At 69.0% G+C, this 16,002-nt stretch carries 15 protein-coding genes; 10 read left to right on the forward strand and 5 right to left on the reverse strand.

Going from position 1 to position 16,002, the window contains the following annotated elements; all coding sequences use genetic code 11:
- Nucleotides 1-132 precede the first annotated feature (132 nt).
- The 4 genes from purE to ACSQ3N_RS24550 all read left to right on the forward strand — a co-directional run bounded on the left by purE (nucleotide 133) and on the right by ACSQ3N_RS24550 (nucleotide 3,922).
- The gene (gene purE / locus ACSQ3N_RS24535; RefSeq protein ID WP_436147709.1) at nucleotides 133-627 is read left to right on the forward strand and encodes a 5-(carboxyamino)imidazole ribonucleotide mutase; all 495 of its coding nucleotides are present in this window, start codon (nucleotides 133-135) and stop codon (nucleotides 625-627) included.
- Nucleotides 624-1,793: a 5-(carboxyamino)imidazole ribonucleotide synthase gene (locus ACSQ3N_RS24540; RefSeq protein ID WP_436147710.1), complete on the forward strand. Its 1,170-nt coding sequence runs from the start codon at nucleotides 624-626 to the stop codon at nucleotides 1,791-1,793. The genes purE and ACSQ3N_RS24540 overlap by 4 nt, the downstream gene beginning before the upstream one ends.
- Nucleotides 1,794-1,798: 5 nt before the next feature.
- On the forward strand, nucleotides 1,799-2,815 hold the full coding sequence (locus ACSQ3N_RS24545; RefSeq protein WP_436147711.1) for an L-threonylcarbamoyladenylate synthase: 1,017 nt from the start codon (nucleotides 1,799-1,801) through the stop codon (nucleotides 2,813-2,815).
- 153 nt (nucleotides 2,816-2,968) lie between these two features.
- Nucleotides 2,969-3,922 carry an SGNH/GDSL hydrolase family protein gene (locus ACSQ3N_RS24550; RefSeq protein ID WP_056166750.1) on the forward strand — a complete coding sequence of 318 codons (954 nt, stop codon included), beginning with the start codon at nucleotides 2,969-2,971 and terminating at the stop codon, nucleotides 3,920-3,922.
- 87 nt (nucleotides 3,923-4,009) lie between these two features.
- Here ACSQ3N_RS24550 and ACSQ3N_RS24555 read toward each other — a convergent pair whose 3' ends face one another.
- From ACSQ3N_RS24555 to dacB, 5 genes are all read right to left on the reverse strand, one after another.
- A complete protein-coding gene (locus tag ACSQ3N_RS24555; RefSeq protein ID WP_056166747.1) occupies nucleotides 4,010-4,681 on the reverse strand; it encodes an OmpW/AlkL family protein in 672 nt (223 codons plus the stop codon).
- Nucleotides 4,682-4,716: 35 nt separating this feature from the next.
- Nucleotides 4,717-5,862 carry an SGNH/GDSL hydrolase family protein gene (locus tag ACSQ3N_RS24560; RefSeq protein ID WP_436147712.1) on the reverse strand — a complete coding sequence of 382 codons (1,146 nt, stop codon included), beginning with the start codon at nucleotides 5,860-5,862 and terminating at the stop codon, nucleotides 4,717-4,719.
- Between the two features lie 243 nt (nucleotides 5,863-6,105).
- On the reverse strand, nucleotides 6,106-7,404 hold the full coding sequence (locus ACSQ3N_RS24565) for a lipase family protein (protein ID WP_436147713.1): 1,299 nt from the start codon (nucleotides 7,402-7,404) through the stop codon (nucleotides 6,106-6,108).
- A gap of 165 nt (nucleotides 7,405-7,569) precedes the next feature.
- Nucleotides 7,570-7,839, reverse strand: a complete 270-nt coding sequence (locus ACSQ3N_RS24570; RefSeq protein ID WP_056166741.1) for a SemiSWEET transporter — start codon at nucleotides 7,837-7,839, stop codon at nucleotides 7,570-7,572.
- 44 nt (nucleotides 7,840-7,883) lie between these two features.
- Nucleotides 7,884-9,356 carry a D-alanyl-D-alanine carboxypeptidase/D-alanyl-D-alanine endopeptidase gene (gene dacB / locus ACSQ3N_RS24575; RefSeq protein WP_436147714.1) on the reverse strand — a complete coding sequence of 491 codons (1,473 nt, stop codon included), beginning with the start codon at nucleotides 9,354-9,356 and terminating at the stop codon, nucleotides 7,884-7,886.
- A gap of 234 nt (nucleotides 9,357-9,590) precedes the next feature.
- Here dacB and ACSQ3N_RS24580 point away from each other — a divergent pair, with 234 nt between their 5' ends.
- The 6 genes from ACSQ3N_RS24580 (at nucleotide 9,591) to corA (ending at nucleotide 15,978) form a co-directional block, all read left to right on the forward strand.
- On the forward strand, nucleotides 9,591-11,405 hold the full coding sequence (locus ACSQ3N_RS24580) for a methyl-accepting chemotaxis protein (RefSeq protein ID WP_436147715.1): 1,815 nt from the start codon (nucleotides 9,591-9,593) through the stop codon (nucleotides 11,403-11,405).
- A gap of 92 nt (nucleotides 11,406-11,497) precedes the next feature.
- Nucleotides 11,498-12,508, forward strand: a complete 1,011-nt coding sequence (locus ACSQ3N_RS24585) for a DMT family transporter (RefSeq protein ID WP_436147716.1) — start codon at nucleotides 11,498-11,500, stop codon at nucleotides 12,506-12,508.
- Between the two features lie 38 nt (nucleotides 12,509-12,546).
- Nucleotides 12,547-13,266 carry a tRNA (adenosine(37)-N6)-threonylcarbamoyltransferase complex dimerization subunit type 1 TsaB gene (gene tsaB, locus ACSQ3N_RS24590; RefSeq protein ID WP_056166729.1) on the forward strand — a complete coding sequence of 240 codons (720 nt, stop codon included), beginning with the start codon at nucleotides 12,547-12,549 and terminating at the stop codon, nucleotides 13,264-13,266.
- The gene (gene rimI / locus ACSQ3N_RS24595; protein WP_436147717.1) at nucleotides 13,263-13,742 is read left to right on the forward strand and encodes a ribosomal protein S18-alanine N-acetyltransferase; all 480 of its coding nucleotides are present in this window, start codon (nucleotides 13,263-13,265) and stop codon (nucleotides 13,740-13,742) included. The genes tsaB and rimI overlap by 4 nt, the downstream gene beginning before the upstream one ends.
- Nucleotides 13,743-13,770: 28 nt before the next feature.
- Entirely contained in the window at nucleotides 13,771-14,583 is an 813-nt protein-coding gene (locus tag ACSQ3N_RS24600) for a uracil-DNA glycosylase family protein (protein ID WP_436147718.1), read from the forward strand.
- Nucleotides 14,584-14,988: 405 nt separating this feature from the next.
- The gene (gene corA, locus ACSQ3N_RS24605) at nucleotides 14,989-15,978 is read left to right on the forward strand and encodes a magnesium/cobalt transporter CorA (RefSeq protein ID WP_056166718.1); all 990 of its coding nucleotides are present in this window, start codon (nucleotides 14,989-14,991) and stop codon (nucleotides 15,976-15,978) included.
- The last annotated feature ends 24 nt before the right edge of the window (nucleotides 15,979-16,002 follow it).

Genomic DNA, 16,002 nt, shown 5'->3' on the forward strand with positions numbered 1-16,002 from the left:
CTGGTGGGTTCGCGCTATTTTGGCCCATCGACATGCCCGGGCTCCGTGGAGGGAGGCGCAAAAAGTAAAATCGCGGGTTCTACCTACAGCCGAGCACCGGGCACCCGCCGCTGCCGCGCACCCCCTACCACCATGAAATCCATCCAGATCGGTGTGGTCATGGGCTCCAGCAGTGACTGGGACACCATGCAGCACGCAGTGCAGATTCTTGAACAGTTCGGCATCGAACACGAGGCCCGCGTGGTCTCGGCCCACCGCATGCCCGACGACATGTTCGCCTATGCCGAAGCCGCCGTGGGCCGGGGCCTCAAGGCCATCATCGCCGGTGCGGGCGGCGCAGCCCACCTGCCCGGCATGATCGCGGCCAAGACCACCGTGCCCGTGCTGGGCGTGCCGGTGGCCAGCCGCCACCTGCAGGGCGTGGATTCGCTGCACAGCATCGTGCAGATGCCCAAGGGCATCCCGGTGGCCACATTCGCCATCGGCACGGCCGGGGCCGCCAACGCGGCGCTGTTCGCCGTGGCGCTGCTGGCCAGCGAGAACTCCGAGCTGCGTGCGCGCCTGGAAGCCTTCCGCGCCGAGCAGACGGAGGTGGCGCGCAACATGACCCTGCCGCCTGCCGCATGACCGCTTCTACAACGCCTTTACTTCCTGGCGCGACTCTGGGCGTGCTGGGCGGTGGCCAGCTGGGCCGCATGTTCGTGCACGCGGCGCAGGCCATGGGCTACTTCACGGCCGTGCTCGATGCCGACCCCGACAGCCCCGCCGGCCTGGTGAGCCACCACCACATCCAGACCGGCTACGAAGACCCGGCGGGCTTGGCCGAGCTGGCCCGCGTGTCCGACGCGGTGACCACCGAGTTCGAGAACGTGCCCGCTGCCGCCCTGGCCACGCTGGCCGCGCAGCGCCCGGTGTCGCCCGCAGCCAGCGCCGTGTCGGTGGCGCAGGACCGGGCCCGTGAGAAGGCGCACTTCGTGGGCTGCGGCGTGCCCTGCGCGCCGTATGCGGTGATCGAGACGGCCGAGCAACTGGGCGCCGTGTCCGAAGACCTGCTTCCAGGAATTCTCAAAACCGCCCGCATGGGCTACGACGGCAAGGGCCAGGTGCGTGTGAAGACCGCCGCCGAGCTGGCCGCCGCCTGGGATGCCGTGGGCAAGGTCCCGTGCGTGCTGGAGAAGATGCTGCCGCTGGCGCTCGAATGCTCGGTGATCGTGGCGCGCGGGGCCGACGGCGCCATGGTGCACCTGCCGGTGCAGCGCAACCTGCACCGTGACGGCATCCTGGCTGTGACCGAGGTTCATGCACAGAATCTGCCCCCACCGCTTGCTGCACAAGCGGTAGCAGCTGCAAAATCTGTAGCAGAAGGCCTGCAGTACGTGGGCGTGCTGTGTGTCGAGTTCTTCGTGCTGCAGGACGGCAGCCTGGTGGTCAACGAGATCGCCCCGCGCCCGCACAACAGCGGCCACTACAGCCAGAACGCCTGTGACGTGTCGCAGTTCGAGCTGCAGGTGCGCACCATGGCGGGCCTGCCGCTGACCCCGCCGCGCCAGCACAGCCCCGCCGTGATGCTGAACCTGCTGGGCGACCTGTGGTTCGCGCACGGCGACGCCGCGCAGACCCCGCCCTGGGCCGAGGTGCTGGCCCTGCCCGGCACCCATCTGCACCTGTACGGCAAGCGCGACGCCAAGCGCGGCCGCAAGATGGGCCACCTGAACGTGACCGGCGCCACGCCCGAGGCCGCACGCGCCACGGCGCTGCAGGCGGCTGCACTTTTGGGCATAGGCCCGTTCTGACCACCATGATTCTTGACGGCAACGACCCCCTGGCAATCGCCACTGCGGCCCGCGCGGTGCGCAGTGGCGCGCTGCTCGGCCTGCCCACTGAAACCGTGTACGGCCTGGCCGCAGATGCGAGCAGCGATGCCGCCGTGGCGCAGATCTTTGCCGCCAAGGGTCGGCCCAGCGACCACCCGCTGATCGTGCACGTGGCCAATGCAGAGGGCATACGCCACTTTGCCAGCAGCGTGCCCCCGTTCGCCCAGGCGCTGGTCAACGCTTTCTGGCCCGGCCCGCTCACGCTCATCCTGCCGCGCCTGCCCGGCGTGGCCACCGCCGCCACCGGCGGCCAGGACAGCGTGGGGCTGCGCTGCCCGGCACACCCGGTAGCGCACGCCCTGCTCGTGGCCTGCGCGGCCCCGGGCGACGACGCCCAGGCCGGTGGACCGCCGGTGTGGGGGGTGGCGGCCCCCAGCGCCAACCGCTTTGGCCGCGTGAGTCCCACCACCGCACAGCATGTGCAGGACGAGCTGGGTGCCGACCTGCTGGTGCTCGACGGCGGCGCGTGCGCCGTGGGCATCGAGAGCACCATCGTGGACTGCACCCGCGGCGTGCCCGTGCTGCTGCGCCCCGGCGCCATCACCCGCGAGCAGATCGCCGCGGCCTGCGGCATGGCGCCCCTGTCCAAGGAAGACCTGCCCGACCACACGCCCCGCGCCTCCGGCACGCTGGAGGCCCACTACGCGCCCAACGCCAAGGTGCGCCTGATGGATGCCAAGGCGCTGCAGACCGGCCTGGACCTGCTGGGCGCCGAGGCCGCCAACATCGCGGTGTATGCCCGCGCGGTGCTGCGCACCAAGTCGTCGCGGCTGGTGATGCGCCGCATGCCCGCCGACGCCGCCGCCACCGCCCAGCAGCTGTTTGCCGTGCTGCGCGGCTTCGACGATGACGGCGTGAAGCTGATCTGGATCGAAACCCCGCCCCCCAGCCCCGACTGGGAAGGCGTGCGCGACCGCCTGCAGCGGGCTGCGGCTGCTTAGGCCGAGGACCTGGCCGCCAGCCACAGTCCTTGGCCGCTCCCGTGGCCTGGCACGCAAGAGTCCCACGCGCACCTTGAAACCATGTTCCGGCCAGCGCTTTACATGGTTTGACATTGCGCCGCTAAACTACCCCCCACTTTTCTGGAGAAATACATGGCAGCAAATTGGATGCGCCGCACCGTCATGGTCGCCGCATGTGCGTCGGCGGCGTTGCTCGCGGCCTGCGGTTCGAGTACCACCGAGTCGGCCATCACGCCCGAGCGCTTCATCGCGTTCGGCGATGCCTACAGCGACATCGGGCAAAAGGGTACGCGCTACACCGTCAATGACGGCAGCGTGAACAACTGGACCCTGCAGGTGGCGGCCAACTACGGCAAGCCCCTCACGGCCGCATCGGCAGGCGGCAAGAGCTACGCCGTGGGCAATGCCCGCGTCAAGGCCAAGCCCGACGCCGCCGGCAACGCCAGCACCCCGACCATCACCGAGCAGATCGACACCTTCCTGGCAGGCAATACCTTTGGCGCCAGCGATGTCGTGTTCGTGAGCGGCGGCGTGAGCGACGTGATCGCGGGCATGGCCGCCGTGCAGGCCGGCACCCAGACCGAAGCCGCCATGGTCGCAGCCGCCCGCAAGGCCGGTGAAGACCAGGCCGCGCAGGTGCGCCGCCTGGTCACGGCCGGTGCCAAGTACGTGGTGGTGACCGGCACCTACGACCTGAGCAAGACGCCCTGGGCCAAGTCCATCAACCGCGAAGCCCTGCTGGCTGACGCGAGCACCCGCTTCAACGACGGCCTGCTCGTGAACATCGTCGACCTGGGCGCCAACGTGCTCTACGTCGATTCGGCCTACTACGTGAACCTGTACACCGGCGTCCCTGCCAACTACGGCTTCAACAACGCCGTCGCGCCGATATGCACATCGGTGGATGCCAACAACGGCATCGGCATCGGCACGGGCAAGGTCAACTCCTCGCTGTGCAACACCTCCACGCTGGTGGCGGGCGCGAGCCAGGACTCCTTCGTGTTCGCGGACCAGGTGTACCTCACGCCGTCGGCGCAGCGCCAGTTCGGCACTTACGCGTACGACCGCCTGCGCGCACGCTGGTAATCGGTTCGTCCAACAGGACCGCGCACAAACACAAAGGCCGCCCTCGGGCGGCCTTTGTCATGGTGGCGGGCGGGACTCCGCCCTTCTTCAGAACTGGTAGCCCAGGCCCACGGCGATCACATCGGGGTTCAGTCGCTTGGAGATCGACTGGCCCGACGAGAGGTGCGAGGTGGTCTTGAGGAAGCTCTTGTAGTAGGCCGCGTCCACGAACCAGCGGTCGTTGATCTTCCACACGAAGCCGACCTGGGGCGTGACGCCCCACTTGTTGTCGACCGATGCCGTGGTCGGGTTCGCCGGCGTGCCGCCCGTCAGGCCGCTGAGCGTGGCCGTGGTGCGGGTCTTGAAGAACCGGCCGTAGGTCACGCCCAGGCCCACGTAGGGGCGAAACCGCGCCTCGGCCTCGCCAAAGCGGTACTGCGCAAACATCGTGACGGGCAGCACCTTGGTTTCGCCCAGCTTGCCCACGCCGGCGATGGCGCCGTCACCCACGATGTCGTGCTTGAACGGCAAGGCCAGCGGCACGTCCACCGCCCAGTGGTCGGTCACCATGTAGTTCACGCCGCCCGACAGCGACGTGGCGGCGTCCACGTCCACCTTGGTATTGGGGAACGCCGGGGCGCTGAGGTTGCCGCTCTTGACCTGTGGAGCGATGTGGGTGAGGCCCGCGCGGACGCTCAATGTACCGGCGACCTGCGCCATGGCGCCCGTGCCGATGAACAGCGCCGCTGCCGCCAGGCCAGCCTTGGAAAATGCGTGCATGAAGAACTCCTTGAATGGAAGCGAATGCAGCCGGCTTACAGCCAGCCAGCGCGGGACAGCGAGCGCGACACCAGTTGGCCCACCAGCTGGTGGCCGTACGGCGTGGGGTGGAAGCTGTCGGCAAAGCCATAGCTCTTCCACCAGTCGGCGCCGCCCGTAGCGCCTGCAGGTGGGGTCATGGCCGACAGCGCCGTGGCGGTGCAGGTGGGGAAGGTGTAGGTCGGCAGTCCATCCGCGCCCACGCCCGTGGCCGGGCAGGCCGGCGTGGTGGCGTTGGTGAGCTGGTACTGCGCAGGGTTGGTCGCCTGGTCCTTGAAGGAGGTGTAGAAGTCCACCAGCGCGATGCGGTTGTCGCCGGCCAGGCTGGTCGCCAACTGCGCGTTGTACGCCTGGATCCAGCCATCGAACAACGCCTCGGCCTGCGTGGCAGCGGCTGCGCCGCGGGTGGCGCTGATGGACGCCAGCACCAGGCGGAAGCGCGGCGTGAGCGTGACGCCGGGGGCATTGAGCACGGCCACGCGCGGTGCGTTCTTGGCGACCGTGTTGGCCTTGATGGTGTCGGCAAAGTTGCGGGCCAGGGCCTGCATGTAGGCGCCGCCCACTTGCGCGAGGCCATTGGCCCCGCCCGCCAGCGCGGCGCTGACGGTGGCCTGGGGCAGCACGCTGCTCAAGAGGGCCGCATAGGCCTGGCCGCTGTCGGTGGAGGCGCGCAAGTACGCGCCGATCAGGTCGGCCGCGTCGTTGCCGCCGCCGTCGATCAGCACCAGGTCGTTGGCGCTGTAGCCCCGCGCGCCCATGTCCTTGAGCTGCTGGGTGATCGACACTGGCGACGTGGGTGCGGTGGGGTTGTTGATGCGCCCGCCGCCAACCGCGTAGCTGGTACAGGCCGCATTGGTGCCGAAGGCCGAGCCATTGAACGCGTAGTGCGCGCACAGCGACTGGCCGTAGCTGGTGGCCACGCGCTCGGGCCAGATGGGCGTGGAGCCCACGCCGGTGGCGGCCGAGCCCTGGACGGTGAATTTATAGCCAAACGTTCCGCTGTCGGCGAGGCTGTCACCGGCCACCTTGACCGAGGTGACGGCTGCCGATGGTGCGGTGTCGGAACCACCGCCGCCACAGGCGGCCAGGAGGCAGGCCGCGACCAGGGCCGACAGGGAGGCTTTGCATTGTTGTGAATTCAAGGGATTCTCCAATGGGAAGTTGCAAAAACGAACGACCGTGCTTTTTTTCGCAACTCCATGGTACCCCTGAGTTCCCGCCTTGACCGCCCGGGAAACTACCGAGCCCCCGCCCCCTTTACAAGCACGCAAGAAAAAGCCGACCCGCAGGTCGGCTTGTGGAGGAGCGCAGGGTCTGCCTGCAGCGGCGGACGTTGGCCGCCTGCGCAGACCTGCGCTCATCCAGGCATCTACGTGTCGACGTGTCTACTTGACGGTATCGAACACCGCCCGCGCCTGCGCGTGGCAGAACGGTGGCTCGTACGTGCCGTGGTAGGAACCGTAGTAGGTGGCAAAGGCCGCAGACGCGGGGTCCGTGGGCGCCTTGCCGCCGATGCCGAAGGTGGCCTGGACGGCAGCATCCACATCCACCGACACCACATTGGTCACGCCACGGCTGTCGAAGTCGGCCTTCATGACCTGCTGGTGAACGGAGGGCGGCACCGTGGGGTCGCCCGCGCCGCCGCACAGCAGCACGCGCGCCTTGGGCGTCCAGCCCAGCAGGTCGTTCTTCTTGGCGGCCAGGTACAGCGGATGGGTGGTGCTGGTCTGCGAGCCCTTGATGAAGTCGGGCTGGAACAGCGCGTCGCGGGCCTGGTTGGGCGTGCCCGCCGGCAGCGTGCCGGAGGTGACCAAGGTGGTGTAGTTCATCGTGGGGTTGGGCAGCAGGGTCTCGATGTAGCCCGAGTACGGCGCCTTGAAGACCTGTTTCACGTCGGTGTAGACATCGCCGTAGACCTTCTGCCAGGCGGTGACGAGGTACGGCACGAAGAACTGCACGCCCGCGATCGCATCCGGAATGCGCAGCGAGCCGGACAGGTTGTACGGCCCGGCCAGGTGCGCGCCCGCGACGACGTTGAATTCGCTGCCGTAGTCGCGCTCTGCGCTGCGCTGCGCGGCCATCGACGAATGCCCGCCCTGCGAGTAGCCGGTGAACATGACCTTGCCCGACAGGTTGGCGCCCACTGTGCCTGCGGCGTTGCGCGCTGCGCGCACCGAATCGATCACCGAGGTGGCTTCCGAATCGGCATGCAGGTAGGGGTGGTAGCTGTAGCCCGACTTGGCAAAGCCCAGGTAGTCGGTGGCGACCACCGCATAGCCCTGCGCGGCGTACATCGCGGCGAGCAGGAAGGTCTCGCTGTCCTGCGGGTTGGCCAGGGTGCGGGGCTTTTGCACGTCGGTGCCCTTGGCATACGCCAGCAGCGGCGCCGCCGCGGTGCAGCTGCCGGCGGGCACCAGCATGACGCCCGAGGCGTTGGTCATCTCGCCGCCCTTGGCGCCTGCGGTGGCGTAGTTGAGCGACACCACCTTCACGTCGCACTTGGCCTTGCCGCTGATGGGCTGCAGGCCGCTGCTGGTCGTGCCGGCATCGATCTGCGCGGCCGTGAGCGTGGCGAGCACCGCCGGTGGGTCGATCAGGGCGCCGCGGGCGGGGTCGTCCGAGCCCCCGCAGGCCACAAGCAGGACCGCCGCAGCGGCAACACAGGTCAAGCGAAAATACGTCATGGGTGGAGACCTCCGGTGGGTAAGGAACGACGGATCGTGCGCTTACCTGCACTGCAGCAGCATCCGGGTTAACGAGAGCCCGGCGGGGCAGATTTGACACCTGGGCGACAGTGGCGACGGGCCCGCTCACAGCGGTAGTGCCCTGGGCGGGGCACTGCCGGATGCTCAGCGCCCGCCGCGGGTCCCGTACACCATCTTCATGCCCAGGATGGTGCCGGCCAGCGCGAGCGTGATCGCATTGGCCACCACGATGGGCCAGGCCCCGAGCACCAGCCCGTAGACCAGCCACAGCGCCACGCCCGCGGTGAACACGCTGTACATGCCCAGCGAAATGCCGCCCACATCCCGCGTGCGAAAAGTGTGCAAGGCCTGCGGCACGAAGCTGCAGGTGGTGAGGAACGCGGCCAGGTAGCCGATGAGCTCGGAGAGGGGCATGGTCAAAAGCGGCAGTGTCAGAAGGGCTGAGCCTTCCGGATTATTCATTGATCGCGCGCCGCCCAGTCCACCAGGCTGTCCAGCACCGGCCGGGCTGCTCCTGCGTTGGCATGGTTGACCACCGCCACCAGCACATAGCGCCGGCCGCTGGCGGCGTGCACGTAGCCCGCCACCGCCATCACGTCGCGCAGGCTGCCCGTCTTGAGGTGGGCGGACGCGCGGCTCTGGCTGCGGCGCAGCGTGCCGTCCACGCCCGATATTGGCAGCGACGCCACCAGGTCCGGCATGACGGGCGACTGCCAGGCCACCTGCAGCATGCGGGCCAGGGCCTGGGCCGTGAGGCGCGCGTCGCGGCTGAGCCCTGCGCCGTTGTCGGCCTGGGGCAGCTCGGCATCGCCCACACGCGCCTGCCACCACTGGCGCAGGGCCTCGCGCGCGCCGTCGAAGGTGGCCACGCCGTTCTTCTGCAGCGCCATCGTCAAAAACACATGCTGGGCCATCACGTTGTTGCTGTATTTGTTCACGTCGCGCACCACCTCGCCCAGCGCGGGCGATGTGGACACGAACGCGGGCTTGAGCCCCGCGGGTACTTTGCCGTCGCGCACGCTGCCGGTGAGCTTGCCGCCCAGCTCGCGCCACATGCCCTCCACGGCCCGCGCCGCAAAGCCGCGCGGGTCGGCCGCCGCCACGGGCCACACCCGCTCGCCACACGCGGCCGGGTACACGCCCTGGAATACCACCTTGGCCGGGTCGGCCAGCTCGGCCCGCAGCGCGCCGCGCCAGTCGCCGCAGTCGGCACCCGCCGCCGCCAGCGCCACGGTGGGCTGGCGCTGCACGCCGGCCAGGGGCGGGTCGTACTGGATGCGCGCCAGGCCCGCCGGTACGTCGGGCACAAACGTCATCACCGACGATTTGTAGTTGACCAGCAGCGCATCGGGCGACGCGTTGTAGGGCCGCAGCGGCTCGCCGTCGAAGCGGGCCGGATCGTGCTCGGGCACGTCGAACGCGGTGCGGTCCAGCACGATGTCGCCCACGATCACCTGGATGCCCTGGGCCTGCAGGCGCCGCATGAGCAGCCACAGGCGCTCCATCACCAGCTTAGGGTCGCCCTGGCCCTGGATGTAGACATTGCCGCGCAGGCTGCCGTCCTGCACGGTGCCCTGCACATACACCGGCGTGTTCCACACGTAGGCGGGGCCCAGTTGCTCCAGCGCCGCGTAAGTGGTCACCAGCTTCATGACCGAGGCGGGGTTCACGGCGACCTGCGCGCGGTGCGCTAGGCGGGGCTGCGTGCGCGCAGCGCCCTGGGCCTCGGTCACTACCACGCTGAGGGATTCGCGCGGCAGCTTGGCGCGGGCCAGCGCGGCTTCGACCTCGGGGGGCAGGGCCACAACAGGCGCTGGCGTGGTCTGGGCCTGCACGGGGATGGCAGCGACAGCGGCAGCGCACAACGCACCCGCCAGCCACACGGCCCGCCCCCATCGCAGGGGCAGGGGATTTGTCGATCGGTTCTTCATGCCGGAAGTCTAGAGGACGGCCGCACAGTTGCCGGCTCGCATCATTGGGCGGCTGGCGCACCTGCCGCGTGCGCACTCTGCAGCTTGCGTACTTACACTATGCAACATTGAACCCACGCACCGGGACAGTGCGGGCGCACCCCCAACGCGCTGAGGCACCGAGGATCTGCGCGGCAGGGCGGCCATCGCGGCCACGGTTGCCACCACAACGCTACACAACAAGGCATTTTTCTTATGAGCCGACTCTCCGATCTCTCCGTTGCCAAGCGCCTCGCGCTGGGATTTGCCCTGGTGCTCCTGCTGTTGATCGGCGCCATTGCGCTGAGCATCTCGCGCCTGAACGCGGTGGCCGATGCCACGCTGGAGATGGTGCAAAACCCCATCAAGACCGAGCGCCTGGTGAGTGACTGGTCCCGCAACCTGCGCACCGGCATCACGCGCACCGCTGCCGTGGCCCGCAGCAGCGACCCGGCGCTGGCGGACTTTTTTGCCGAGGACAGCAAGGCCTCGTCCAAGAGTTCGGGCGAGCTGCAAAAGGCCGTCGAGGCGCTGATGATCCTCGACTCCGAGAAAAAGACCTTTGCGGAAATCGGCGCGCTGCGCACGATCTACCTCAAGAACCGCGACGACATCTTTGCGCTCAAGAAAGAGGGCAAGGTGGACGAAGCGAATGCCATGCTGGTCAAGCAGTTCATGCCCGAGGCGGCCAACTACGCCGCCAAGATGGACGAGCTGCTGCGCAACCAGCGCGAGCAGGTGGATGCGCTGGGGCGGTCCGTGGAACAGAACCGCCAGACCAGCCGGCAATTGCTGCTGGCCCTGGGCGCACTGAGTGTGGCGGTGGCCGTGCTCTTTTCGTGGATCCTGGCCCGCTCCATCACCGTGCCGCTGTCGCAGGCCTCCGACCTTGCCAAGCAGGTGGCCGCCGGCAACCTGACCGCCACCGTGCCGCAGCATGGCAAGGATGAAGTGGGCGAGCTCATGTCGTCCCTCGCGCTCATGCAGACCAACCTGGCCAGCGTGGTGAACAACGTCCGGCACGGCGCCGAGTCCGTCTCCAATGCCAGCTCCGAGATCGCCCAGGGCAATACGGACCTGAGCTCCCGCACCGAACACCAGGCGAGCGCGCTGCAGCAGACAGCCGCCAGCATGGAACAGCTGAACTCCGCCGTGCGCAACAACGCCGACAACGCCCGCCAGGCCAACCAGCTGGCGATGACGGCCTCCAGCGTGGCCGCCCAGGGCGGCGCTGTGGTGGGCGACGTGGTCGAGACCATGAAGGGCATCAACGACGCCAGCCGCAAGATCAGCGACATCATCAGCGTGATCGACGGCATTGCCTTCCAGACCAACATCCTCGCGCTGAACGCCGCGGTGGAAGCCGCCCGCGCGGGCGAACAGGGCCGCGGGTTTGCCGTGGTGGCATCGGAAGTGCGCAGCCTGGCCGGCCGCAGCGCCGAGGCCGCCAAGGAGATCAAGAACCTCATCCAGGCCAGCGTGGACCGTGTGGAGCACGGCACGGCGCTGGTCGACAAGGCGGGCGAGACCATGAGCGAAGTGGTGAGCAGCATCCGCCGCGTCACGGACATCATGGGCGAGATCAGCGCGGCCAGCGGTGAGCAGAGCGCCGGGGTCGCCCAGGTGGGCGAGGCCGTCACCTCCATGGACCAGGCCACGCAACAAAACGCCGCGCTGGTCGAAGAAATGGCCGCAGCCGCCAGCAGCCTGCGCAACCAGGCGCACGACCTGGTGCAGGTGGTGGCGGTGTTCAAGCTCTCTGGCGACCAGACCCGCCCTGCTGCAGCGCCCGCACGTGCGCCCGCCCCCATCCCGCAAAGCCGCCCCGCGCCTGCACGGCCTGTGGCCCTGGCCAAACCCGCCAACCCGGCAAAACCCGCCATCGCCCGGGCCCCATCGTCCACGCCCACGCCCACGCCTGCAGCGCGCAAGCCTGCGGCCCCGGCCCCTGCCCTGGCGCCATCCGCCGCCCCGCGGCCCGATCCGCGCAGCGCGCAAAAGGGCGGCGATGACGACTGGGAATCCTTCTGAGCACCTGGGGCGACGGTCGGATGCGCTGACCGGCGGCACACGCGCCGTGGGCTGAACCTGGCCCGGGCCCGCGCCGCCGGATAATCCCCACCATGCGCTTTTCTCCCCGTGCCATGGGCCTGCTGGCGGCTGTCGTGACGGTCACCATCTGGACGGGCTTCATCGTCATCGCCCGAGCGTCGGCACAGCGCACCCTCACACCCTTCGACATCGCTCTCCTGCGCATCGCGGGCGCCAGCCTGATCCTGCTGCCCTGGGGCTGGTGGATGGTACGGCGGCGCAAAGCCGCTCTGGGCAGCGCAGCACCACCATCGAGCCTCGCGAGCATCTCCCCCCTGCCCCTGCGCACCACGGTACTGCTGGGCACGCTGGGCGGGCTGCTGTACGCCATGCTGGCGTATGCGGGCTTCTTCCACGCACCGGCCACGCATGCGGCGGTGCTCATGCCCGGCAGCCTGCCGCTGTGGACGGCCCTGCTGGCCGCCGTGGTGCTGCGCGACCGCATCACGCCGCAGCGCGCCGCGGGGCTCGCGCTGATCGTGGCAGGCGACCTGCTGGTGGGTGGCAGCAGCCTGCTGGCCGCCTTTGCGGGCGGAGACGTCTGGAAGGGCGACCTGCTGTTCATGTCCGCCGCTGCCTGCTGGGCCGCCTACAGCGTGATGGCGCGGCGCCACGCGGTGGACGCAGTGCAGGCCACCATCGCCATCACCGCCTTTGCCTGCCTGGTGTACGTGCCGTCGTATGCGCTGCTGGTGGGCCTGGGCGCGGTCGCCAGCCGCTTGGCACAGGCGCCGTGGAGCGAGATCCTGTTCCAGCTGGCGTTCCAGGGCGGGGGCTCGGTGGTGATCTCGGGCATTGCCTTCACGCGCATGATCCAGCACTTCGGCCCGGTGCGCTCGACGATGATCACGGCGTTGGTGCCGGGGCTGTCGGCCATCGGCGCGGTGATGTTCCTGGGCGAGCCCCTGCACTGGAACCTGGTGACCGGGCTGCTGCTGGTGACCGGGGGTATCCTGCTGGGGGTGCTGCGCCGGGCCCCGCCAGCGGCGGCGGCCTCACCGGTACCCTCCACTGCTTCCGCACCGGGCCGAACGGCCCCGTAACCCGATTTTTATCCCCTCGCGCGACCGGCCCCAGCTCCATGAATTTGCTTGCTTTCGACACCAGCACCGACGTCATCTCCATCGCCGTGCAGCACGGCGATGCCGTGTGGCTGCACCACGGTCCGGGCGGCCCGCAGGCCTCGGCCACGCTGATCCCTGCCGTTCGCAGCCTGCTGGCGCAGGCGGGCCTGACGTTCGACACGCTGGACGCGCTGGTCTTCAGCCGCGGGCCGGGCTCGTTCACTGGCCTGCGCACGGCGTGTGCCGTGGCCCAGGGGCTGGCCTTTGGCGCACGCGGCGGCCAGGGGATTCCGGTGCTGCCGGTGGACACACTGCTGGCTGTGGCCGAGGAGGCCCGGGCGCAGCACGGCTGCACCCAGGTGGTGGCCGTGCTGGATGCGCGCATGGACGAGGTCTACCACGCCCGCTGCGAGTGGCTGGCCGCCGAAGGCCGCTGGCACGCCGACGCCGACTTCGGCCTGGGCGCGCCCGAAACCGTGCAGGCCCCGCCTGGCTGGACCGTGGCGGGCAACGCCCGGGCCCCCTACGGCGAGCGCCTGGCACCAGGCGCACCGCACGTCGCGGCCCTGCCCACCGCCGCCGCCCTGCTGCGCCTGGCCCCTGCCCTGCTGGCCGCTGGCGGCGCGGTGCCCGCCAGCGATGCCCTGCCGCGCTACATCCGCGATAAAGTGGCAAAAACCACGGCCGAACGCGCTGCAGAGCGCGTGGCGGCCACCCCGACCACCACGCCACCATGAGCGCCCTGCCCACCCCCCCTACATCCGCGCTGGAGGCGCGCTTTGAAAACCTCACGCTCGCGCGGCTGGACGCCGTGCTGGCGGTGGAGGCGCGCGCGTACACCCACCCCTGGACGCGCGGCAATTTCACCGACGCCCTGGCCTCGGGCTACCAGGCCCAGGTGCTGATGGCCGGCGACCACCTGCTGGGCTACTTTGTCGCCATGCTGGGGGTGGACGAAGTGCACCTGCTGAACATCACCGTCGCGCCCGAATACCAGCGCCAGGGCTGGGCGCGCGTGCTGCTCGATGCGCTGGCCCTGTGGTCGCGCGGGCGCGGCGCGCAGTGGCTGTGGCTGGAGGTGCGCACCAGCAACCTGCGCGCCCACGGCATCTATCTGGCCTATGGCTTTCGCCGCGTGGGCGAACGCAAGCGCTACTACCCCGCCTTCGACGGCCAACGCGAAGACGCGGTGGTCATGAGCTTTGCGCTATGAACATGGGCACCTTGCGCCTTTACTTCTTATGAGTCTTCACCTCGATGCGCGCCAGCGCGCCATGCTGCAGGAAATGGGCGTCACCGTGTGGGGCCGGTCCGAAGCGGCCGATACGGCACCCGCGCGCGCAGGGGCTGCGGCAGCCGTGCCTGCACCCGTCGCGCCATCCTCTGAGGCGTCGGCACTGCAGCCGCCAGCCCCGCGGGCCGCGCCTGCAGCCGTTGCACCGCCCTTGGCGGCGCCGACGGCAGCGCCGGTCTCTTCACGTGCGGCTGTAGCTGCACCCGCACCTGCGTCGGCGATGCCCAGCCCGGCGTCTCCGGGCGGCGCAGGCGCCCCGGCGCTGCGGCTGCATGCAGCGCAGGCGCTCTACCCGCAGGCCGACCCCGCCCAGGCCCCCGCCGAGCTGGGCGCGGGCTGGCTCATCGTGACCGAGAGCACCACCCCCACTGACCCGCTGGCAGGCGACGCGGGCAAGCTGCTCGACAACATGCTGCGGGCCATGCAGTTGCACAAGCACCCCCGCGTGTTCATCGCCGCGCTGGAACGCTCTGCCGCCGGCGCCCCCGGCACCGACGCCATCCCTGACGCCCTAGCCGACACGGTGGCCCGGCTGCAGCCCGCCATGGTGCTCGTGCTGGGCCATGTGGCCGCCCGCGCAGCCCTGGGCCGCACCGAGCCCCTGGGCCGTCTGCGCGCCGAGCTGCACCAGCTGGCGGGCTGCCCGGCGGTGGTGTCGTACGACCCGGCCTTTTTGCTGCGCTCGCAGGAGCCCAAGGCGGCGGCCTGGGCAGACCTGTGCCGGGCACTGGCCACCGTGCGGGCCCGCCTGAACGGCTGAGCGTTCCTCCCTGGCCCGCTGGACGCGTCCCCGCCGCCCCTCGGGGTCTCCGTCGTCATCGACCTCCTTGCAGGGACGCGAGCTTTCTGGCGTGGCATTCAAGCGGTCTTGGGGGCCGTCCTTCGGGGGAACTCGGCCGTGCTGCACGGAGTCTTCCCACAGGCGCTGCACAGCGCCTCACACAAAGCGCGCAACGAACGCATTCAGCCCCGCCACGGCCCGGACAGGCACAAGGTCCGGTGCCATAATCCGCCGCTTGTCCATTTCTTACTGATTGACGGAGAAAGCTCCTTGGAAACCTACCCCAGTTGGTAGCTTTCAGCTCCCCGGCCTGCTGCCGTGGGGTCTGAAAGCACCCCATGACCCCCCACCGCCGCAGATGCCACATAACAAGGGAGTGAGCCCATGCTCAACATCTTTTCGCTCGCCAATGGCCGGCTCGTTCAGGAAGAAATCGAATCCCTGGAAGAGCTGACCCGCTTCCAGCCGATCTGGGTGGACCTGGAAGCCCCCACCCTCGAAGAAAAGCGCTGGATCAAGCAGCACTACGGCCTGTCCATCCCCGAGGATGCGATGGACGAGGACATCGAGGAATCCGCCCGCTTCTACGAAGAAGACAACGGCGAGCTGCACATCCGCAGCGACTTCTTGATCGACGACGATGAAGACCCCCGCTCGGTGCGCGTGGCCTTCATCCTGAACCAGCACAACGCCAACCTCAAGAGCCGGGGCGTGCTGTTTTCCATCCACGACGAAGACGTGCCGGTGTTCCGCCTGCTGCGCATGCGCGCACGCCGTGCACCGGGGCTGATCGAAGACGCCAAGGAAGTGCTGCTCAAGCTGTTCGACGCCGACGCCGAATACTCGGCCGACACGCTCGAGAACATCTATGACGAGCTCGAAAAGGTGAGCAAGCAGGTGCTGGCCGGCGACGTGACCGACGCCTTGGCTGGTGAAGTGCTGGGCGCCATCGCGCGCCAGGAAGACTTGAACGGGCGTATCCGCCGCAACGTGATGGACACCCGCCGCGCGGTGAGCTTCATGATGCGCAGCAAGATGCTCAACTCCGACCAGTTCGAAGAGGCCCGCCAGATCCTGCGCGACATCGAGTCGCTGGACAACCACACGGCGTTCCTGTTCGACAAGATCAACTTCTTGATGGACGCCACGGTCGGTTTCATCAACATCAACCAGAACAAGATCATCAAGATCTTCTCGGTGGCCAGCGTGGCCCTGCTGCCGCCGACGCTGATCGCCAGCGTCTACGGCATGAACATGAAGTTCCCTGAGCTGGAGCTGCTGGGGCCGGCGGCCTATCCGTATGTGATCGGGCTCATGCTGGCGAGTGCGCTCGGGCCCATGTGGTACTTCCGCAAACGAGGCTGGTTGAAGTAGCCCCCCTGTGGCGCTGCGCGCCTT

The organism is Acidovorax sp. LjRoot194 (genome assembly GCF_964253015.1).
In the GTDB taxonomy this organism is placed as follows: domain Bacteria; phylum Pseudomonadota; class Gammaproteobacteria; order Burkholderiales; family Burkholderiaceae_C; genus Acidovorax.